The sequence below is a fragment of the Selenomonas sp. genome, from assembly GCF_057272215.1.
On sequence record NZ_DBHIUY010000001.1, the window covers coordinates 370,554 to 391,410 of the forward strand.

At 55.7% G+C, this 20,857-nt stretch carries 22 protein-coding genes; 18 read left to right on the plus strand and 4 right to left on the minus strand.

Annotated features, from left to right (window positions below; translation table 11 throughout):
- Positions 1–29: 29 nt before the first annotated feature.
- The 4 genes from ACO5Z0_RS01545 to ACO5Z0_RS01560 all read left to right on the plus strand — a co-directional run bounded on the left by ACO5Z0_RS01545 (position 30) and on the right by ACO5Z0_RS01560 (position 4,017).
- Positions 30–1,541, plus strand: a complete 1,512-nt coding sequence (locus ACO5Z0_RS01545; protein ID WP_485648922.1) for a Na+/H+ antiporter NhaC family protein — start codon at positions 30–32, stop codon at positions 1,539–1,541.
- Positions 1,542–1,610: 69 nt separating this feature from the next.
- Positions 1,611–2,273: a TatD family nuclease-associated radical SAM protein gene (locus ACO5Z0_RS01550; RefSeq protein ID WP_485648923.1), complete on the plus strand. Its 663-nt coding sequence runs from the start codon at positions 1,611–1,613 to the stop codon at positions 2,271–2,273.
- Between the two features lie 693 nt (positions 2,274–2,966).
- Positions 2,967–3,815 (plus strand): fumarylacetoacetate hydrolase family protein, encoded by an 849-nt coding sequence (locus tag ACO5Z0_RS01555; RefSeq protein ID WP_485648924.1) that lies wholly within the window; start codon positions 2,967–2,969, stop codon positions 3,813–3,815.
- A gap of 61 nt (positions 3,816–3,876) precedes the next feature.
- A complete protein-coding gene (locus ACO5Z0_RS01560) occupies positions 3,877–4,017 on the plus strand; it encodes a YvrJ family protein (protein ID WP_442672874.1) in 141 nt (46 codons plus the stop codon).
- A 10-nt stretch (positions 4,018–4,027) separates the two neighbouring features.
- Here ACO5Z0_RS01560 and ACO5Z0_RS01565 read toward each other — a convergent pair whose 3' ends face one another.
- A complete protein-coding gene (locus ACO5Z0_RS01565; protein WP_442672873.1) occupies positions 4,028–4,486 on the minus strand; it encodes a nitrous oxide-stimulated promoter family protein in 459 nt (152 codons plus the stop codon).
- 168 nt (positions 4,487–4,654) lie between these two features.
- Between ACO5Z0_RS01565 and ACO5Z0_RS01570 the strand changes: the two genes are divergently transcribed.
- The 5 genes from ACO5Z0_RS01570 to ACO5Z0_RS01590 all read left to right on the plus strand — a co-directional run bounded on the left by ACO5Z0_RS01570 (position 4,655) and on the right by ACO5Z0_RS01590 (position 10,838).
- Positions 4,655–5,932 carry a sensor histidine kinase gene (locus ACO5Z0_RS01570; RefSeq protein WP_485648925.1) on the plus strand — a complete coding sequence of 426 codons (1,278 nt, stop codon included), beginning with the start codon at positions 4,655–4,657 and terminating at the stop codon, positions 5,930–5,932.
- Positions 5,929–7,455, plus strand: coding sequence for an aminotransferase class I/II-fold pyridoxal phosphate-dependent enzyme (locus tag ACO5Z0_RS01575; RefSeq protein WP_485648926.1), 1,527 nt, complete (start codon positions 5,929–5,931; stop codon positions 7,453–7,455). The genes ACO5Z0_RS01570 and ACO5Z0_RS01575 overlap by 4 nt, the downstream gene beginning before the upstream one ends.
- Before the next feature lie 51 nt (positions 7,456–7,506).
- The gene (gene rfbD, locus ACO5Z0_RS01580; protein WP_485648927.1) at positions 7,507–8,346 is read left to right on the plus strand and encodes a dTDP-4-dehydrorhamnose reductase; all 840 of its coding nucleotides are present in this window, start codon (positions 7,507–7,509) and stop codon (positions 8,344–8,346) included.
- A gap of 79 nt (positions 8,347–8,425) precedes the next feature.
- The gene (locus ACO5Z0_RS01585) at positions 8,426–9,349 is read left to right on the plus strand and encodes an NAD-dependent epimerase/dehydratase family protein (RefSeq protein ID WP_485648928.1); all 924 of its coding nucleotides are present in this window, start codon (positions 8,426–8,428) and stop codon (positions 9,347–9,349) included.
- Between the two features lie 115 nt (positions 9,350–9,464).
- A complete protein-coding gene (locus ACO5Z0_RS01590) occupies positions 9,465–10,838 on the plus strand; it encodes a DUF1254 domain-containing protein (protein ID WP_485648929.1) in 1,374 nt (457 codons plus the stop codon).
- A 144-nt stretch (positions 10,839–10,982) separates the two neighbouring features.
- Here ACO5Z0_RS01590 and ACO5Z0_RS01595 read toward each other — a convergent pair whose 3' ends face one another.
- Positions 10,983–11,327, minus strand: a complete 345-nt coding sequence (locus ACO5Z0_RS01595) for a cupin domain-containing protein (protein WP_442672867.1) — start codon at positions 11,325–11,327, stop codon at positions 10,983–10,985.
- Between the two features lie 91 nt (positions 11,328–11,418).
- Between ACO5Z0_RS01595 and ACO5Z0_RS01600 the strand changes: the two genes are divergently transcribed.
- Both ACO5Z0_RS01600 and ACO5Z0_RS01605 read left to right on the plus strand, forming a co-directional pair.
- Positions 11,419–12,177 carry a YdcF family protein gene (locus ACO5Z0_RS01600; protein ID WP_485648930.1) on the plus strand — a complete coding sequence of 253 codons (759 nt, stop codon included), beginning with the start codon at positions 11,419–11,421 and terminating at the stop codon, positions 12,175–12,177.
- Between the two features lies 1 nt (position 12,178).
- The gene (locus ACO5Z0_RS01605; RefSeq protein ID WP_442672865.1) at positions 12,179–13,516 is read left to right on the plus strand and encodes an MATE family efflux transporter; all 1,338 of its coding nucleotides are present in this window, start codon (positions 12,179–12,181) and stop codon (positions 13,514–13,516) included.
- Positions 13,517–13,728: 212 nt separating this feature from the next.
- Here the strand turns inward: ACO5Z0_RS01605 and ACO5Z0_RS01610 are convergent, their stop codons facing one another.
- A complete protein-coding gene (locus tag ACO5Z0_RS01610; protein ID WP_485648982.1) occupies positions 13,729–13,911 on the minus strand; it encodes a type II toxin-antitoxin system YoeB family toxin in 183 nt (60 codons plus the stop codon).
- A gap of 115 nt (positions 13,912–14,026) precedes the next feature.
- The gene (locus ACO5Z0_RS01615; RefSeq protein ID WP_485648931.1) at positions 14,027–14,254 is read right to left on the minus strand and encodes a hypothetical protein; all 228 of its coding nucleotides are present in this window, start codon (positions 14,252–14,254) and stop codon (positions 14,027–14,029) included.
- Between the two features lie 194 nt (positions 14,255–14,448).
- Between ACO5Z0_RS01615 and ACO5Z0_RS01620 the strand changes: the two genes are divergently transcribed.
- The 7 genes from ACO5Z0_RS01620 (at position 14,449) to ACO5Z0_RS01650 (ending at position 20,829) form a co-directional block, all read left to right on the plus strand.
- Positions 14,449–15,057 (plus strand): hypothetical protein, encoded by a 609-nt coding sequence (locus ACO5Z0_RS01620; RefSeq protein WP_485648932.1) that lies wholly within the window; start codon positions 14,449–14,451, stop codon positions 15,055–15,057.
- A 130-nt stretch (positions 15,058–15,187) separates the two neighbouring features.
- Positions 15,188–15,859 carry a vWA domain-containing protein gene (locus tag ACO5Z0_RS01625; RefSeq protein WP_485648933.1) on the plus strand — a complete coding sequence of 224 codons (672 nt, stop codon included), beginning with the start codon at positions 15,188–15,190 and terminating at the stop codon, positions 15,857–15,859.
- A 176-nt stretch (positions 15,860–16,035) separates the two neighbouring features.
- Positions 16,036–17,073, plus strand: coding sequence for a ParA family protein (locus tag ACO5Z0_RS01630; protein ID WP_442677117.1), 1,038 nt, complete (start codon positions 16,036–16,038; stop codon positions 17,071–17,073).
- A 201-nt stretch (positions 17,074–17,274) separates the two neighbouring features.
- Positions 17,275–17,484 carry a hypothetical protein gene (locus ACO5Z0_RS01635; protein ID WP_485648934.1) on the plus strand — a complete coding sequence of 70 codons (210 nt, stop codon included), beginning with the start codon at positions 17,275–17,277 and terminating at the stop codon, positions 17,482–17,484.
- Between the two features lie 81 nt (positions 17,485–17,565).
- On the plus strand, positions 17,566–18,807 hold the full coding sequence (locus tag ACO5Z0_RS01640) for an RtcB family protein (RefSeq protein WP_485648935.1): 1,242 nt from the start codon (positions 17,566–17,568) through the stop codon (positions 18,805–18,807).
- 8 nt (positions 18,808–18,815) lie between these two features.
- Positions 18,816–19,799 (plus strand): cell division protein FtsZ, encoded by a 984-nt coding sequence (locus tag ACO5Z0_RS01645; RefSeq protein ID WP_485648936.1) that lies wholly within the window; start codon positions 18,816–18,818, stop codon positions 19,797–19,799.
- A 325-nt stretch (positions 19,800–20,124) separates the two neighbouring features.
- Complete coding sequence (locus ACO5Z0_RS01650; protein WP_485648937.1) at positions 20,125–20,829, plus strand: zinc ribbon domain-containing protein; 705 nt, start codon at positions 20,125–20,127, stop codon at positions 20,827–20,829.
- Positions 20,830–20,857 lie beyond the last annotated feature (28 nt).

Below are 20,857 nucleotides of genomic sequence, written 5' to 3' on the forward strand. Positions count from 1 at the left end.
AGATTTGCCAAAGGAAAGGAAGGGATTTTATGGCAGAGACGGCATGGGCTGTCCTTCCGCCGGTCATTACTATTGTACTGGCTCTCGCGACGAAGGAAGTCTATATGTCGCTGATCATCGGCATTTTTTCCGGAGCGATGCTCTACGCGAATTTTAATGTTTTGGAAGCTGTTCTCACGATGTTTGCCGTCATGGAAAGCAAGGTTGGAGCGAACGTCAATATCCTCGTGTTCCTCGTAATCTTGGGCATTCTCGTCGCCGCCATCACGCGCTCAGGCGCGACGAAGGCTTACGGCGACTGGGCAGTGCGCACGATCAAGGGCAGGCGCAGCGCGCTCGCGATCACGGCTCTTCTCGGCGTCGTGATCTTCATTGACGACTATTTCAACTGCTTGACGGTCGGCACGGTCATGCGCCCCGTGACGGACAAGTTCAAGATCGCGCGTACGAAGCTCGCTTATATCATCGACGCTACGGCGGCTCCCGTCTGCATCCTCGCGCCGATCTCAAGCTGGGCGGCGGCGGTCGGCTCGTCTTTGCCCGAGGGAAGCAGCATCGACGGTTTCGGGCTGTTCCTGCAGACGATCCCGATCAACCTCTACGCTTGGCTGACGCTCGTTTTCATGTGTTTCCTCGTATGGTCGGAGAAGGACTTTTCCGAGATGGGCGCGTCGATCCGAAAGAATGCGGAGAGTTTTTATATTCCGCCGGAGTACGCCGATGTCAAGGAAGAGAAGATCGAGGGCAGGGGCAAGATCTACGATCTTCTGCTGCCTTTGGCGGTGCTCATCGCCGCGTGCGTTTACGGGATGCTCTACACGGGCGGCATCCACGATGGATTGAGCGTCGCCGAAGCGTTTGCGAACTGCGATTCGTCGAAGTCGCTCGTACTCGGCTCATTCATTGCGTTCGTCTTTACGGGACTTTTATATTTGCCGCGCCGCGTCGTTTCTTTCAATGATTTCTGCACGAGCTTCATTCTTGGCTTCAAGGCGATGTCGCCGGCGCTCTTCATTCTGTGCCTCGCATGGACGCTGTCGGGGATTTGCAGCGACAAATATCTTGATCTCGGCGGTTACGTCGGTCAGCTCGTCAGCGCCAATGCGGGCGTCGTCACGTTCCTGCCCGTCATATTCTTTCTCGTCGGCGCAGGGCTGGCCTTTGCCACGGGTACGTCGTGGGGCACGTTCGGCATCTTGATTCCGATCGCGCTCGCCATCGTCGGCACGGACAGCCCCGTGCTCTCCCTCTGCGTCGCGGCGATCCTTTCGGGCGCTGTCGCAGGCGACCATGCGTCGCCGATTTCTGATACGACGATCCTCGCGTCTGCGGGTGCGCAGTGCCATCACATCGACCATGTATCGACGCAGATCCCTTATGTGCTCGTCGTCGTCAGCGCCTGTACCGTCGGCTACATCGTTGACGGCTTCACGATGAACGGCTGGGCGGGGCTTGCCGTCGCGGCGACGATCCTCGCCATCGTCATGGCTGTCGTCTATTGGCGGGTGCCTGTACCGCTCAATGACCGCCGCGCGGATTGATAGGAAAAAGCAGCTGCCGCAGGGCAATACGCCTGCGGCAGCTGCTTCATTTGAAAGGAAAATGTACTTATGCTTGTCTATATGGTCGAGCGGGGGAAGTATCTCTTGCCCGAAGAGAGTCTCAAGCGCCGTCCCGAAGGGAAGCGCGGACTCTATGTCAACATCACGAATGAATGTCCATGCTCATGCACCTTCTGCCTGCGCACGATGAAAGATATGCCAGCAGATATGAGCTTGTGGCTCGGCGGCAAGGAGCCGTCGGTCGAGGAAGTCAAGGCGGCGCTTATCGCTGCGCCGTGGGACTATGTGAAGGAAGTCGTATTTTGCGGCTTCGGTGAGCCGACGATGCGGCTTGCCGACCTCATCGAGCTGCTGCACTTCGTCAAAGAGAAGCATCCCGAGATGCCGACGCGCGTCAATACGAACGGACTTTCCGACCTTGTCTACGGACGCGACACGGCGGCAGATTTCGCGGGCGGCATACTCGACACGGTTTCCATCAGCCTCAACGCTTCGAACGCTGAGCGCTATCTGGCGCTGACGCAAAGCGAGTTCGGCATCGAATCCTTCGAAGCGATGCTCGCTTTTGCCGAGAAGATGAAGGCGTACGCAGGACACGTCGTCCTCACGATCGTCGAAAAGGTCGAGGGCGCGGAAGAAATCGCAAAATGCCGTGCATTGTGTGAGGCGCGGGGGCTTGATTTGCGCGTGCGTCCGTACGAGGGAAGCTGAAACAACAATAAACCCGCCGCAGAAATCTCATAGGAATCTGTCGGCGGGTTTACTTTTTCATCGTCATATACCCTTTTCCTTCGTATTCAGTTGTCGTGCATGGATGCCTCGTCGAGGGGCTTCCGTGCTGTATAAAGCGGTTCGATCGAACAGTTGTGATGGAATATCACAGTTGGATGCATCACTCGTCATCGTTCAAAATCCCAAGCTCGGCAGGTATCTCGGTTCCGATGGGGACTGCGCAATTTACTGAATGACCTTTGCGTACGCATCGACAAGGTGAAAGCTGCCACGGACTTCTCCACCGTTGTTTTCGACGTTGTGCCTTGTTCCGCAAGACCTTGGAGCCTTTCGTCGCTCCTCGCTGCGGCATCTGTCTGCAAATGACGCACTTCCTAGCCGAAAACCTTCAGGTGGAGAAGGAAAAGCCTATTCCTCAATAAACCTCACACCTTTCGTGTAACTATATTGAGAAGAGCCTCTTTCGGCTGACCGACACTTGCCTTGCCTGCGGAGTCCAACCTGCATGCAGGCTTGTCCTCGCTGCCGACGTTATCCGTCCTTTCTCCTCTTTACGGCTTTATTATAACATGACAGAAAACAAAATACAATATCGGTTTTGAATTTTCTAAAATATTTTGCGGGAATGGCGAAGAATGTGTCGTATAAATAAAAATATCTATACGAGGAGGAATGATCGTGAAACTCTTAAATTTTTATACGGCGAACGGGGATGTTCATATCGGTGCAAGCGACGGGGAAAAGATCGTCGATGTCAGCGCCGTCGGTTACAGCTGGGGATGGCAGGAGATTTTTTCCGATTGGGAAAGGATTGCACCGCAGATCGAAAGCATCTTGCAGCACGCGAAACCTTTGGCGCACGCCATACGCTTTGCGCCTGCCGTGACGGCGCCGGGCAAGATCCTCTGCGTCGGACTCAATTATGCGAGCCATCGCGCGGAGGTACCGTTCGGTGCGCCCAAGTATCCTGCGCTCTTCAGCAAGTTCAGCAATGCGCTCAACGCTGCCGGCGGTGAAGTATATTTGCCCGCAGGCGCAAAAGAGTTGGATTATGAGGCGGAGCTGGTCGTCGTCGTCGGCAGGCGTATCAAGGATGCGGCGGCAGAAGAAGCCGCCGCTGCCATCTTCGGCTATACGGCGGGCAACGATTTCACGGCGCGTGACTTGCAGCGGCGTACATCGCAGTGGCTGCTCGGCAAGACGCCCGACGGTTTTGCACCCCTCGGCCCCTATATCGTGCCCGCAGCGGAGATCGACATATCACGCTTGGCTATTCAAACGTTCGTCAATGGGAAGATGCGCCAAGACGGGACGACGGCGGACATGATCTTCTCGCCCGCCGAAATCGTCAGCTACATTTCGAAGTGCATGACGCTCGAGCCTGGCGACGTCATTTTCACAGGCACGCCGCACGGTGTGATCTTTGGACTGCCGGAAAAAGAGCGCGTCTGGCTCAAGGCAGGCGATGAGGTCGTCGTAAAGATCGAGGGAATCGGTGAGCTAAGGAATGTGATTGCCTAGCCGACAGCCATGATAGGAAAAGCCCCCCTCGCTGCATGTATGCGTGCGAGGGGGTGATGAGATGAGCGATCTGCTGGCGGCGTTCGGCAGCTACGGCTTCCCGATGGCGGTCACGGCGTTTTTGCTCGTGCGCATCGAAGCGAAGCTCGGCGCTTTGAACGACAGTGTGCGAGAGCTTGCGGGCGTCATCGCAAAGAAGTGAGGGGCGATCCTCACTTCTTTTTTTTGCTGCGCGCTTCTTCGCGGCGCTTTGCAGCTTTTTCTTTCGCTTCGATCTTTTGCTGCTCCTTTTTGTCGCGCTCTTTGAGGGCGTAGTCGACGCCCATGCTTGCGAGCTTGTGTTTGATCGTCATGATCGGATGGCGAAGCAGCATACTCTTCTGATTTGCGGTCATGATCTTACGAAACTCGACGTTCTGACTTTTCGAAAAGCACGGATTTTCACAGCGGTCGCAGATTGGCTTTGTGATGCCGTAAGGACAGCGGTTCATCTTCATCAGCACGGTGGCGAGAAGCGCCGTACACTTGGGGCAGAGTTTGTCTCCCGCAGTGCCGTGCTCCTTATGACAGTAGACGGCGAATGTTTTCTTGATGTTCGCCTTTTCCTTCGGAATATTGTTCTTGATTTCCGGCGGCTTTTTCTTGGGCAGGAATCTGGAAAAAATGCTCATGTCAATTCTCCTTCACGATGGGATATAGTAGTAAAAGTGCTTCTTCTTAGTTTAACGGCAACAGGGTGGAAAAGCAAGCGGTTTGTGCTTAAACTCATCCTTGAACACGAGGCAATGTCTGTTATATAATGAGATGAAATATTCGTTGAAAAAGGGGGCGGCGATATTATGGGGCAGGAGAGTACCGCGCTGGAGTTTCCTCGCGGCGTGATCGACAAGCTCAGCGCCAAGTCGCTGGATAGTATTCTAAAAAATACGGTCAGTACCATCGAGATGAATAAGACACAGATCTTTGACATCTATGAGGCGGCGCGCGGCGAGGTCGAGACGAGCCGCCGCACGCTTGAGGATCTGCGCGAACTCACGCGACAGACGATCAAGAAGGTCGATGAGCTTTCGGAGATCGAGCAGCGGGAGAAGAGGAAGCTCGCTGAGACGAGCAGTGACTTCGGCAATTATTCCGAGGAGCGCATACGCGAGTATTACGAGTCGGTCAAGGGCATCCAGATTGAACTCAGTGCGGCGCGGGAGAAGGAGGGTCAGCTGCGTGCGCAGCGCGATGCTTTGGAGCTTCGCCTGCACGGTTTGAAGGATATTTTGAAGACGGCGGAGCATCTGGCGATCTGCATCGGCTCGGTCTTGAGCTATCTGAGCGACCAGATCAACGGCGTCGTTTGGCAGATTGAGGAGGCGCAGAAAAGCAAGTTCATCGGTGCGCAGATCATCAAGGCGCAGGAAGAGGAGCGCCTGCGCGTTTCGCGCGAGCTGCATGACGGTTCGGCGCAGGAGATCGCGAACCTCATCTTCCAGGCGTCGATCATCGAGCGCATGGTTGACCGCGATCCCGAGGAGGCAAAGCGCGGCTTGCAGGAGCTTCGTCAGCAGATACGCGGCTGCCTGACGGATATACGCCAGATCATCTTTGATATGCGCCCGATGTCGCTCGACGATCTCGGTCTTGAGCCGGCGCTGCGCCAGCTCATCAGCAAGATGCGTGAACGCGGTATGCTCGATGCTTCCATCGCCGTGGAGGGCGAGGAGCAGAAGCTCGCGAAGTATGCAGAAGTCAGCGTTTTCCGCATTGTGCAGGAATCGTTGAACAACGTCAGCCGTCATGCGGGCGTCAAGAAGGCGGAGGTGCGTATACTCTATACAGCGTCGGCGCTTGCCATCACCGTGAAGGACGAGGGCAGGGGCTTCGATCCGGACGCGGAAGAGGATGCTGTGCCGAACGCAGAAGAGCCGTTTGACGACGATCGCGACGTGAATGATCCGGTATCGCGCAGCGCTTACGGGCAGTTCGGACTTCTCGGCATGAGAGAGCGCGCCGCCATCATCGGTGCGGAACTCAACATCATCTCCGAGATCGGCAAGGGTACCTGCATACACTTGCGTCTGCCGTTCCGTCCGAATGTGCTGGCAGCGGAACAGGCAGCGAAGAAGTGATCGCAGACGAAAGTCAAAAGAGAGCGCCGCTTGCCGCCGCCATGTGCGCGTATCGAAAAGACGGCGCTCTTGCCTTTCATACGCCGGGGCATAAGCAGGGGGCAGGCGCACATGCGCTGCTGCGTGAGCTTGTGACGGAGACGGGGCTTCGAGAAGAAGTCTCGCTGATGGATGAGCTTGACGACTTGCACGAGCCGAGGGGCTGTCTCAAGGAGGCGCAGGATCTCGCCGCCGCGCTCTATGGCGCGGATGCGGCGTTTTTCGCCGTCAACGGCACGACGGGGGCGATCCATGCGATGCTCCTTGCGGCGCTCTCGCCGGGCGACGCTGTGCTCGTGCCGCGCAACGCGCATCGCTCCGTATTCGGCGGCCTTGTGCTTGCGGATGCACGCCCCATTTATATTGAGCCGGAAGTTGACGAAGCGCTCGGCATCGCGCACGGACTTTCCGTTGAAGCTGTGCGCGATGCGTGCAGCAGGCATCCTGAGGCGCGGGCGCTCTTTCTCGTATCGCCGACGTATTACGGCGTCGCATCCGACGTGCGCAGCATCGCTGAGATCGTGCATGAAGCGGGTATGACGCTCCTTGTCGACGAGGCGCATGGCGCACATCTCGCTTTTTTTGAAGAGCTGCCTGAAGCGGCGATGGCGGCAGGCGCGGATCTTGTCGCACAGAGCACGCACAAGCTTTTGGGTGCGATGACGCAGGCGTCGCTTCTTTTGCTGAGAGAAACGCGCGTGGAAAAGGAGCGCGTGCAGCGGGCGATGCGTCTTTTGACGACAACAAGCCCGAATTATCTCTTAATGGCGTCCTTGGACATTGCGCGGCTGCAGATGGCGGAGGCGGGTGCGGCGTATCTTGCGCGCGCCGTGGGGCTTGCGCGGGAGCTGCGCTACGAGATCAATGGCATCGCGGGTCTTTTCTGCTTCGGCGAGGAGCGCATGGGCGGCGCGGGCGCATTTGCGCTCGATCCGCTGAAGATCACGGTGACGGTCACGGGACTTGGGCTTACGGGCGCTGAGGCGGCGCACATCCTGCGCCGCGCGTATAAGATCGAAGCCGAGCTTTTCGATGCGCGAAACGTGCTGTTTCTTTTGACGTATGCCGATACGGAGGCGAGTGCAGCGCGTCTCTTGGCGGCTTTGCGTGCGCTGGCGAAGGACGCAGCGGATGCGGGGCGCACTGCGCAGACTGCGATGCTGATACAGCCGCCCGCGGGGCGTGCGGCATCGCGCACCGTAGAGAAGTGTGCGTCTGAGGTGTTGCTGCCTGCTGCGCCGCCCTTAGCGCTCATGCCGCGCGAAGCGTTCTATCGCCGCGCTGTTTCGTGTCCTTTGCACGATGCAACAGGACGTATCGCTGCGGAGACGATTGCCTTTTATCCGCCGGGCATTCCCGTGATCTGTACGGGTGAGGTCTTTACGGCGGACGTCTGCCGCTATATGGAAGCCATGCGGGCGGCGGGGCTCAAGGTCACGGGCGCTGCGGATGCGACGCTGCGGACGGTGCGTGTGATCGACTGACGGCGGAAAGGAAGAGCGCGGGTGCGTTGGGCATAAGGAAAGGAGTTTTAGATGAAGGTACTTGTCACAGGCGTGAGCGGACAGTTGGGCTTTGATGTCGTGCGGGAATTTTTGTCGCGCGGCGTTGCGGCGAAGGGCGTAGGGATTGAGGACTTTTCGCTGACGGATTTTGCTGCCATGCGCCGTTTCGTTGAAGACTATCAGCCGACGGCGATCATCCACTGCGCGGCATATACCGCAGTGGACAAGGCGGAGGATGAGCCGGAGCTTTGCCGCGAGGTGAATGCGGCGGCGACGGGAGAGCTTGCTCGCGTGGCGAAGGAAATCGGCGCGAAGCTCCTCTACATCAGCACCGATTATGTATTTCCCGGCACGGGCGAGGATTTTTATGAGCCTGCCGATGAAAAAGCGCCGTGCAACGTCTACGGCGAGTCGAAGCTCCTCGGCGAAGAGGCGGCGCAAAAAGCGCTTGAAGAGCTGTTCATCGTGCGCATCTCATGGGTGTTTGGGGAAAACGGCAAGAACTTCATCAAGACGATGCTGCGCCTTGCCGAAACCCATGAAGAGCTTTCCGTCGTCGGCGATCAGATCGGCTCGCCGACGTATACAAGAGATCTCGCCGTGCTGCTCGCCGATATGATTGCGACGCAGAAATACGGCGTCTATCACGCGACGAACGAGGGCGTCTGCTCGTGGGCGGAGCTTGCGAAAGAGGCGCTTCGCTGTGCGGGCAAGACGACGCGCGTGAAGGCGATCAAGACGGAGGAATATCCGACGAAGGCGAAGCGGCCGAAGAATTCGCGCCTGTCGAAGAAATGTCTCGATGATGCGGGCTTCTCGCGCCTGCCCGATTGGCGCGACGCCGTGGCGCGGTATGTCGATCTGATTTGACGCATCCGCATGAGTGGGCTATAATGAGTTCGCATGAGAAAATGCGGCATGGCTGCATTTTGTTTAGGAGGTGCTGCATTTGAATATACTGGTGACCGGCGGTGCGGGCTTTATCGGCTCGCATCTTGTGCGTGCGCTTCTCGCAAAGGGGGAGAGCGTCACGGCGATGGACAATTTGTCGACGGGGCTTGCCGGGAATCTGCCGCCGGAAGCGCAGCTCATCGAGATGGATATTTTGGATGGAGAACTGCCGAAGGTCGTGGCGGCGGGGGCTTTCGACGCCATCGTTCACCTTGCGGCGCAGACGATGGTCGATACGTCGATCAAGGATCCGCTGCTTGATACGCGTGAAAATCTCTTGGGTACGGTGCATGTCTTGGAAGCGGCGCGTGCGGCGAACGTCAAGCGTGTCATTTTCGCTTCGACCGCCGCCGCTTACGGCGATGTGAAGGAGGACGACCTGCCCGTGCGCGAGGCGCAGCCGACGGAGCCGATGTCGTTCTACGGACTTTCGAAGCTGACGGTCGAAAAATACCTTGAGATGTATCATAAGCTCTACGGGATGGAGTACGTCGTTCTGCGCTTTGCGAACGTCTACGGCGAGCGGCAGGGCGACGGCGGTGAGGGCGGCGTCATCAGCATCTTCGCCAAGGCGGTGGCAAAAGGGCGTGACATCACGATCTACGGCGACGGCGAGCAGACGCGCGACTTCATCTATGCAGGCGACGTCGCCGAGGGCATCCGGGCGGCGCTTCAGACCGAAGAAGTGAATGCCGCTTACAACCTTTCAACGCAGACGGAGACAAGTCTGCGGGAGCTTGTCTCTCTTCTTGCGGAGATCTGCGGACGCGAGATCGTCCCGAAGTACGGTGCAGAGAGAGAGGGCGATATTTACAAATCGATGCTCTCGAACAGCCGCGCACGGCGCGGTCTTGACTGGCGGCCTGTCACAACGCTCGCCGAGGGGCTTCGGCGTACATACGAGTATTTCTGCGGCAAGTGAGAAGAGGGGCTGGGAAAATGCGAGAGCGTTTTATCCACAGCCCCTTTTTAGAAAGAGCCATAAACGACACACAGAAAAAGCAAAAGCGGCCAAGAAAGCAGAAAAGGAGAACAAAATGAAGAAGATGCTTGCAACACTTCTAGCGGTGTTCACGCTGCTGACATGCGGAATTTTTTCCGACTGCTCTGCCGAAAAAACACAGCCGGATACCGATGCTGTGTGGGAAACGGTCGGCGAAGCGTATATCTATGCGTTCCCGCTGGTACTCACGGATGCAACCAAGACATTATCGACCAATACGGACGGAACCGTGGCAAGCCGTGCGCCTGTCAATCAGTTCAACCACGCAAAAAAGCTGGCGGATGCCTCTTTCCGCACCGTTGTGACGCCGAACGTCGATACCGTCTATTCGCAGGCATGGCTCGATATCGGTGCAGAACCCATGATCTATGTCCTGCCGGAAACGGATCGTTTCTGCAACGTGCAGATTTTGGATGCATGGACGAACACCGCTGCCGTGCTGGATACGGCGGGCGCCTATGCGATTGCGCTTCCCGATTGGGAGGGCGAACTGCCTGACGGGGTGACGCGCGTGGACGTGCCTACCGCAACGGTGTGGTCGATCGCCCGTGTCGTGCTGTCCGGCGACGAGGATCTCCCCCATGTTTATGCCATTCAGGATCAAATGCAGCTTCTTCCTCTCTCTGCCTATGGCGAGGATGGGCGATATACTGCGCCGCAGGGACGGTATGCGAAGGAAAATGACTTTGTTCCGATAGACAAGGTTCTTTCCATGACGCCGGACGAATTTTTCAATACCGCCAATAGGCTGATGCAGGTCAATCCGCCGGCAGACGCTGACGAAGAACTGCTGAAAAAACTTTCTGCCGTTAACGTGGGAGCCGGTATGACGTTCGACGCCTCGCTCTTGGGCGAGGACGCTGCCGAGCGGTGGAAGAAAATGCTGCAGGGACTTCGTGCCACGCTTGCTGCCGACGGCGCAAAGTATGCACAGAAGCTCGGGCAGTGGCGATATTACGGCAAGCCGATCGGCGATTTTGGAACAGAATACACCTACCGCGCTATGGTGGCGCTGGTGGGGCTGGGAGCCAACACGGTGGATGTAGCGATCTATCCCAAGACTGCAGTGGACGAAATCGGCGCGGCGTTGAACGGAGAAAAGACGTATACACTCCACTTTGCATCCTTGCCTCCCACGCTGGATGGCGGGTTCTGGTCCGTGACCGCCTATGGTGAGGACGACTTTCTCATCGACAATCCAATCCATCGCTTCTGCATCAACGACCGCTCTGCGTTCGAGTTGAACGAGGATGGTACGCTGGATATTGTTCTGTCGAAGAATGCGCCGGAGAATACAGCCAACTGGCTGCCTGTTTCTGACGGAGGATTTCATCTTTTCATGCGCATTTATGTGCCGGATATGGATGCGTTGGAGACATGGCAGCCGCCCGTCATTCGTGAACCGTAAGAAATCTGAACGCCAAAAGCATGGATAGAATGAGATAAATCCACCGCACAGCAGGGCTGTGCGGTGGATTTGCCGATGCGGAGCAGACAGAAAAGATGCGCCAAGAGAGCGGCGCTGCATGGATCCGTGCTTCTTTAGAAGTATTCAACTGTTGATGATCAGCGCCATGAACACGAGATCTTCCGTGCCGTTCTCGTTCGACAGTCCATGATACTCGCCGTCCGGACAGAAGGTCGTCGTACCGGGACCGACTTCGATCTCCTCGCCGTTGTTGTTGTAGATGCCTTTGCCTTGCAGGATGAAGTACGCTTCACTGTTGCCCTTGTGCTGATGGTAGCCGAGCGACGAGCCGGGTTTGATTGTGATGCGCGCAAAGGTCGAGCATTTGTCGCGCATCTGTTCCTTGCTGAGCAGATGCTCCAAGCTGACCTCGCCTTTGCCGCCGGCGGCGTTCTTGCGAATCTCGATGCTTTCTTGCAGAATTGCCATAGTGTTCTCTCCTTTTTCTTGTTTTAGTCTATTGCCTTTATTCGAGGATTTTTGTCGGAATCCTCTTTTCTGATGAAAGGGAAATCATTCGATGATCCAGTTTTTGAAATTTGGTGCGAGTTTCTTTCTGCCGCCCGGCATTTTTTTTCTTGCATTTATCCTCATTGCCTGTCTCGCATGGAAGAAGGGCGAGCGCTTCGCAGCGAAGCTGATCGTTCTCATTACCGCAGTCTTTTACCTCTTGTCTACCTATCTGGTTGCGGATGTTCTCATGGGGACGTTGGAGAGCGCCTATGAACCGCTGGAGAATCCGCAGGGCGATGTCGTCATCATGCTTGGCGGCGGCGCTTTCTCCGATGCGCCCGACGTCGACGGCGAGGGCGCTTTGACAGCAAGCCCGTCGGCGCGCCTTCTGACCGCCGTCCGGCTCGCGCGTAAGCTCGACCTGCCGATTCTCGTGTCGGGCGGGCAGGTGTTTCAAGAGAGCGGCAAAGAAGCATTGCTCGCCAAGCGCACGCTCGTTTCCCTCGGCGTGCCGGAGAACCGCATCCTTGTCGAAGGAGACAGTCAGAACACGGTGCAGAATGCGGCGTATACGGCGAAGATCCTCAAGGAGCACGACCTCGTGCGCCCGATCCTCGTCACGAGCGCCTTCCACATGAAGCGCTCCGTCCTAAACTACGAGAAGCTCGGCATCGAGGTCGTGCCGTACCCGACGGATTACATGGTCAGCCATCATCCGGTCTTTCACGTGGTAAAGCTCGCGCCATCGGCGGACGCTCTGCACACGAACGCCGTCGTGCTGCAGGAGATCCTGCGTACCGCCGTGACGTATTGCTTGGGGAAATGACATGGCAAAAGATATGACCGAGGGAAGCCCCGCAAGGCTCATCCTCTTCTTCACACTGCCGCTCATTGCGGGCAATATCATGCAGCAGCTCTACGCCTTTATCGACACGCTGCTCGTCGGGCGCTTCCTTGGAATCGAAGCGCTCGCCGCCGTCGGCTGCACGGGCAGCCTGATGTTTCTGATGCTCGGCTTCGTCATCGGTCTGACCTCGGGGCTTGCCATCTGTACGGGGCAGCGCTATGGCGCAAAAGATACTGTGGGCGTCCGAAAGAGCGCGGCGGCATGTGCCGTACTCTCCCTCTTGATTGCCGCTTTTCTGAGCATCGTTGGTTTCTTCTTCTGCCGTCCGCTGCTCGAAGTCATGAACACGCCGGCAGAACTCTTGGACAATGCGACGGCATTCTTTTCGATTATATGCGGCGGAGCGGTTTTCGCTACCGCCGCATTGATGGCGGCGAACATCCTGCGCGCCCTCGGCGACAGCAAGATGCCGACGTTCATCCTCGGTGTCGGCATCGCCGTCAACATTGCGCTTGAAGTGCTTTTTCTGCTCACATTCGGCTGGGGTATTCCGGGCGCGGCGCTCGCGACCGTAGTCTCGTGGGCGTTCGCGACGGGGATCTTCCTCGTCTACATCGCGCGGCGTGCGCCCGAGCTTCATGTGCGGCGCGAAGATTGGCGCTTATCGTGGAGCTTTTTGCGTGCGCACCTTGCGATCGGCCTGCCTATGGGGTTTCAGGCGACGATCATCGCTTTCGGCGCCGTGATCCTGCAAGTCGCTCTGAATGGTCTGGGACCCGTCGCCGTCGCTGCCTATGCGGCGGCGCAGAAGGTCGATACGCTCGCCATGATGCCGATGATGTCGTTCGGTGCGGCGATGGCGGCGTATACGGCGCAGAATTACGGCGCGGGCAAGTTCAGCCGCATCCGTATGGGCGTGCTGTCGTGCTGTCGGATGTCCGTCGGTTTCAGCCTCGCGGCGGGTGTGCTTGTCATCGCTGCAGGCCCTCATCTCATAGAGCTTTTTGTCGGCGCGCAAGAGGTCGAGGCGATTCGGCTCGGGCAGACATATTTCCTTGTGAACGGTCTGACATACTGGATCTTGTCGCTGCTCTTCATCTTTCGCTATACGCTGCAAGGTCTCGGACAATCCTTCGTGCCGACGGTCGCGGGCGTCATGGAACTCATCATGCGTGCGACGGCGGGCATCTGGCTCGTTGACGCTCTCGGCTTCCTCGGCGCCTGTCTCGGCAACCCTATGGCATGGCTCGGCTCGTGCGTGCCGCTCGCCATTGCATACTTTGCGACAGTTCGACGCTTGCCGAAGGAAGCGCGGTAAGGAAAAGGGAAGCTGCCATCGCATTTGCTGTGGCAGCTTCCCTTCCTTTAGGAAACGCTGATAAAATGAAGTTGCCCGGATTTGCACAGATACGCTGTTCCTGTCTAGGAGACAAACCGCAGGCGTAGCAGTGGCTACGTCGAGGATTTGTTGACGACGACAGGACAGCGTAGATGTGTGAAGATGGGCGGCTGAATTTATCAGTGGTTCCTTTAGTCTTCATAGTGTCCTTTGCAGGCTTTTACAATGATGTCGCTGTTGGCGATTTCATAGACCAGACGATTGGCATCGTCGATTCGTCGGCTGTATTCGCCATCCCGATATCTGAGTTTCTCGGGTTTTCCTAGACCGCCCATAGCGCCGTTTCGTTCGATGCTTTTTAGAAGATCATTGATTCATCGGATCATTCTTTTGTCTGAGGCTTGCCAGTCGATGTATTGCTGAAAGCCCTTTTCTGTGAAAATAATGCGGCTCATGGATTTGCCATACGCTCCAACTCAGTCATCGTCTTTACGACGACATTGCCTTCTCGCAGCTGCCGGTCGCTTTCTTCAAGCATGGCGAGGTACTCGGCGTTTCGCTGCGCTTTTTCATGCGCTTGTACTCGTGCTCGGAAAGAATGACAATATTGTGGTTTTCTTTTCGCGGTACGATGACGGTATCTCCTTCATAAGCCAGATCGAAATATTTCTTCATATTTGCGCGGATGTCGGATTGTTTTGCGATGGTGATATTCATGGCGGTTCTCCTTCCGGGCAGATGATTTATGTACGGAATTTCGTGTGTATTTTTGTACTTGCTTTTGTACATATAGGATAACAAAGATTTATTTGACTGTCAACTTTTTGCCGATCGCATGAATCGGGTGCAGAAACAGTGCGGGTGTGTTAAAATATAAAAAAACAGGACGATCACACAGGAGGAGCTTTTCGATGAATCGTGAGAATCGCATCCGTACGAAGCCGGCGGATCGCGGGATGCTCAAGGCATTGTGCCGCTATCTCGACCAATTTTGGCGTCCCGAAGGCGAGACGCCGGATGAAACGCCGCATATTCCAGACATGTTGTATGACGTGGAGCCGTGCGAAGAGGAACGCAGGCGATATGGTCTCGTCGGTGAACCGCCGCAAAAAAAGCGGAAGGTTCCTTTCGTTACTGCCGGGCTCGGAATCTTTTTTTCGGCACTCGAAAGCAAACTGAAAAAGACAGAAGAAACCTGCTCCGAAAGGCTTTTGCGCATGATTCGCGAGCGCGGGTTGGAAGAAGTCGAAGTCTATACGAAAGCGGGCGTCGATCGCAAGCTCTTTTCTAAGATGCGCCGCAAGGAATATCGCCCCAAAGCGACGACGTTGTACGCGTTCATTATCGTGCTGCAGCTCAATCTTGACGATGCGGTGGATCTCCTGGCGAGCGCAGGTTACGCATTTTCTTCGGCAAACAAGCTCGATCTTGCTGTGAAATTTTTCATCGAGAAAGGCATCAGCGACCTCGATACCGTCAATGATCTGCTGTACGAGGCTGGATTGGCGACGCTGCCGTAAAACCGCTCCAGAGACTTCCTGTCATGTCGCTGCATCTTTGATGTCGCTTGCCGCGCGACCTCAGCCGTATTTTTTCTTGCTACAATATCCTTGCAGAGGAAAACCACAGCAAGAAAAGGAGATGCTTATCATGACGGAAGGAAAAAACGCAGCGCAGGGCAAAACGGAACTCGTATTCATCCTCGACCGCAGCGGCTCGATGTCGGGCTTGGAATCAGACACCATCGGCGGCTTCAACGGTATGCTGCGCCGCCAGCAGGAAGAAAGCACGGACATCCTCGTTTCCACCGTGCTCTTTGACGACGAGGTGGAAGTCATTCACGACCGCGTGCCCATCGCGAAGGTCGCGCCGCTCACGGGGCGCGAATACTTCACGCGCGGCTGCACGGCGCTTCTCGATGCCGTCGGCGATTCAATTCACCATATCCGAAACATCCATAAGTACGCACGAGAAGAAGATCGCCCCGTACGCACGATGTTCGTCATCACGACCGACGGTCTGGAAAATTCAAGCGTTCGCTACACGGCGAAGAAGGTCAAGAAGCTCATCGAGCATCAGGAAAAAAAGCACGGCTGGGAGTTCGTCTTCCTCGGCGCAAACATGGACGCCGTCGCTGTCGCGGGCGATCTCGGCATCCGTCGGGAAAACTCCGTGGAATTTGCATGTGATGCGGGCGGCATACGCGAAAACTTCGTCTCGCTCGGCGCGATGACTGCGAGCTTCATCAAGACGGGCGGCATCGACGCCGGCTGGAGCATGGCGATCGCTGATTATTGCAAAAAGGCACGCGACAAGAAGTAAGGAAAGAAAAATGCTTTTGGGAAACCGCCTAACCTTGTGGGGAAGGCGGTTTTTTCATACCGTTAAGGATATGATGAAACTTTGTGGCAAGAATTTTGTTGATTAGTTCCGCAGATTTGTCTATAATATGAGAAAGAAGATTAACCTAGAGAGTATTTGGAAGGCGGTATACTTTTATGTGTTTCACAGATGCGCTATTGATGCGGCAAAATGCTATTGCAGAAAATAAGGCGGAGCCATTATCGTTGCCGAAATTTCCTACATATTGTATCTGCAACCTTCGTGGTGGAATAGGAAAGACCTCGTTGGCATTCAATCTGTCTTATCTGGTAGAAAATTTGCTCGCCGTCGATACATGTCCGCAGGGAAATCTTTCTTATTTTTATAATGATACATATTACCAATCCGTGCAAGTGTCGGCATATGATATGCTGCTGCCATACTTCATGCCCGGCTTGGGGCGCGCCAGTCGTGTTGCACAATATGTGGGCGCTACGAATCTTTATTTTCGAGATCGAAGTGTGTACTTCATTCCATCGGCAGATGCGCTGTATAATTTTCCTTCACAAATGGCTGTTGCTATGGGGCAGGCGATGAGTGTAGCCGGACAGCAGCAACAGGATCTGCTCGATCGTATGCTGTTTTCTCTGCGGGCAGAGGTTCGGCGTGAAATGGAAGAAACCGAAACGGATAAATGCCTCATTGATACATCGCCGTTTTTCGCGGGGGCGACGCATCTGGCATGGCATGCTGCAGATGCTTTGATCGTGCCGGTCAGAACAGATCAGCAGTCCATCAACTCGTTCAAACTTCTGTTGCAGACATTATCGGATCCGTCAAGTCCTTTTCGCAGGATTCTGCCGTATGATTCGCATACTCCGAAAATTCAATTGGTCGTTTTGACACACTGTGGCTGGTCCACGCGTGCCGGAGCGCGCAATGAGCCGAATCGTCAAACACGGCTGTATCTTGAGCAGATCAGAGATCTTGTAGCTAGAAATATTTCCCATTTCACTACAAGAGATCCGGAAAATCATATCGTTCTGCTTGACGATTTCCTTGGCAGCGGGCGAATATCAAGTGCGCAGTCCAAGCCGATCGAGTTGCTGAATCCGGGAGAAAGCGTGACGATCCAACGAGTCCGAGTCGAGGTCAATGAGTCAGTGAATAAGATAAAGAATCAGCTGCACTTTATCAGCAACAGTATTTGGTGATACGAAGTGCGATTTCCGCAGCAAAAGGCTTGAAAAATATTTTGAGGCATGGACAAAATCTGTCCATGCCTCTTGTTATAATGCAAGCAAGGGATTTGATAATGTCGCATGACAGGCGACCTCGGAGCGAGGCAGATTGGTATAATGGGAACAGAAAAGGGCGAAGCGTGGATAACTGCACACTTATGGGAGGTGCCTTCGATGGATGTTTTACAGATGATACGCGGTTTTGTATCTCCGTCATGCGAGGATTGCTTGTATCGCTTGGGTGTCGTGCGCTGCGTCGTAAGCCCGTGCCCCGCATGTCGCATGACAGGGATTCGCCCGTCATTTTACCATTCGCGGGTCTTTGGCAAGCGCTCGCGGCGGCGCGGAGACGGCAGGGAAAAGCGCGTGAAGCGTACGAAGTGAAGGACAGTTTCCGAGAAAAGTCGTCAGTCCGACGGGGCAATCGGTTGGGCTGGCATATCGAAGAGTGGAGGAGGCAATCCGATGGAACGATTGGAAATCAAGGGAAAGGCCGCGACGGCGATCGCCTATGCGAAGGTCATTGAAGACGAAGCCGTCGAGCAGATCCGGCGCATGTGCGACTACGAGTTCGCCGAGGGTGCGAAGATCCGCATTATGCCCGATGTCCACTGGGGCAAGGGCTGCACGATCGGCACGACGATGACGGTGACGGACAAGGTCGTGCCGAACCTCGTCGGCGTCGACATCGGCTGCGGCATGTATACGGTAAACCTTGGAAAGAAGGAACTCGACCTCGCTAAGGTCGACGAGGCGGCGCATCTCATTCCGTCAGGCAGACAGCTTTGGGAAGGACGGCAGGCGAAGTTCGACTTCACGGAGCTTCGCTGCTACCGCGATCTCAAGAACGTCAAGCGCATCGGCAAGAGCCTCGGTACGCTCGGCGGCGGCAACCATTTCATCGAGATTGACCGCGCGGCGGATGGTACGAACTACCTCGTCATTCACACGGGCAGCCGCAGCCTCGGCACGCAGGTCGCCGAAATCTATCAGTCGCTCGCCATCGACCTCGCGCACGGCAAGGCGGCGCTCTTTGAAGCGCGTGAGGAGATGATTCGCCGCTACAAGGCGGAAGGGCGGCGCGCCGAGCTGCAGGAAGCGATCAAGGAGCTGCATAGAAGCTTCCGCCCGACGAAGATGAGCGTGCCGCCCGACCTCGCCTTTCTCTTCGGCAAGTATCTCGATGACTACCTGCACGACATCGAGCTCTGCCAGCGCTTCGCAAGATTGAACCGCGAAAAGATCGCCGAGAAACTGCTTGAACACATCGGCGTCACGCCGAGCGAAGCGTTCCATACGGTGCACAACTACATCGACACGGAAGAAATGATCCTCCGAAAGGGCGCGATCGCCGCTCATAAGGGCGAGCGTGTCCTCATCCCGATCAACATGCGCGACGGCAGCATCCTCGCCGTCGGCCGCGGCGATCCCGAGTGGAACTACTCCGGCCCGCACGGCGCAGGGCGGCTCATGTCACGCACGACGGCACGCGAGCGCTTCACGCTCGAAGAATTCCAAAAGGAAATGACGGGCGTCTACACGACGAGCATCGGCGAAGGCACGCTTGATGAAGCACCGATGGCATACAAGTCGCTCGCGGACATCATCGACGTGATCCGCGACTCGGTCGACGTCATCGAGGTTTTGAAGCCCGTCTACAACTTCAAGGCAGGAGGTCCGAAGGGGGCGGTGGAGGAGAATGAATAAAGATGTTTATGATTCCCGAGAGAATACGGCTGAATAATAGGGATGATGAAGGCAATAAGGAAAAGGAGCGGGAGTTCGGCGCTAATATCATCGGTGTTGGAGATAACGGACGGGAAGCTGTTCATTGCTTGCTGCGAGAAGGTTTCAAAGGCATGAGATGGCTGGGATTGCATCGGAATCCACAAAATCGCTACCCGATGGGCGTCGATCTGATTGCGACGTATGACTCTTGGGCGGGCATAGAAAATGTCATGCTTCCGTTCGGCGGCGAGATGCCGAAAAGCGTACTGCAATTTTACAGGTATCGCAAGCGCTTTTTTCAGCCAGAGAAGCCGTCGTTCGTGCTGGCTGATTTTGCGGAATCGGTTGGCAGAGATGCTGCGCCCGTTGCAGCTGCGGATTCGTATGCAATCGCTGTGGTCGCGATACCTTCCCTTGAGAAAATCATAGCCCCGAATGCGCTGGACTTTATAGAAGCGAAGCTATATTGGCGATTTCAAAGCCTGTGCCAACATACGAGCGTCGTCATAGCGATGGACGACGACTTTCCGTCTCGTATAGGAGAAGCAGGCAGCAAGGCGATGGCGAAACGGCAAAGCGATTTCGTCGGCGATCTGCTGCACCACATACAAGACGGGGCGAACGCCGCACTGCATTGGCAGGAAGTCGAGAAGTTTTTTTCCGAACCGCGGAGATGGGGACAGTGCAGCCTGTGGCGGGCATGGAGCAGCGAAGCCAGAGACGTACGCTCTGCGATGGCGGATGTGCGGCGCGTGCTCTCGTGCAGCGGCGCATTGGAAAAGGCAAAGCGCGTATTCCTCATGATCACGGGGAAGGATGGGGAATTTTCCCTGACGGATGTGCAGGACGTGGTGGATGCGTTGACGGCGGCGCTGGATGAAGAAGCAGAGGTGATGCTGCACGTCAATTGTGAGAAGGAATTTGCTGACGGTGTGCGTGTCAATATGGCGGTGCGGCTGGATGCGGGGTGATCGGTGCCGTCTGCTTGTGTGATTATAGGATATCGGGGCTGGGATCAACCTGACCAACGGCGTCGTATATGATATTGCAGGTGTCGTGAGGGATACTGGTAAGAAGAGCTTCAAGGGCGGTACGATGGTCGGCAATCTCTAAGCCGGATCGCACAAGGCAGGCGATGCGTATGTGTCGATTTCCACACCTCTCAATCCGGGGGAGACCTTCTATTTCAGACAATCGACGGGTTCGATTGAAGCAGACCGTTGTGAAGTGGATCATATTTCAGAATCTTTTTCTGAATGTGATAGATGTGAAAAGATTTTCAGGGAGGGAATGTTCATGTTTTGTCAGAGTTGCGGAAAAGAAAGAGTTGGAGATGGGGCGTTTTGCCCGCAGTGCGGCAGCCGGTACAGCGTGCCGCAGGAAGAGGCAGCAGGAAGTGTGCAGCAGGAAGGCGCGGCAAGTGCGGCAAGTGCGACGAATCCTGCCGTGCACCCCGCGTCTGCTGCGCCTGCAGCGGCGCAGGGAACGGGCACAGTACAGCGCGAAAAGATTATGCGCTTGTGCATAGGCACGAATACGGACTATTACTCCAAGGCGTTTGCAAAAATCGACCGCGGCGAATCGAGCTTCAACCTCACGGCACTGTTCATTTCACCGTTGTTCTTGCTGTATCGTCAGCAGTTCGACTACTGGAAGAAGATGTGCCTGCCGTGGGTGATTCTTTTCATGTTGTCCAATACGTTGACACAGATCGGTTTTGCAACATTTGACTTCAGTCTGATGAGTTTTGCACAAATTTTGGGGGTTGCAGTATTCCCGTACGGACTCGTGATGGCTTTCCTTGTGGCGAAGAACTTCAATCGAAAGTATAAGGAAAGCTTGGAGACGTTCATTGCGGAAAAAGGAGAGAGTGCAGACGAAAGCGTATGGAAAGCTCGTCAGCCGTCGATGAAGCACCCGCTGATTTTTATAGCGATTGTTGTGATATATAACTCCGTGACGTCGTGGCTTTGCGGCAAATTGTTTTTGGGCGGTTTATAAGCGGCAGACAGCTTGCGAAGGTATGTGG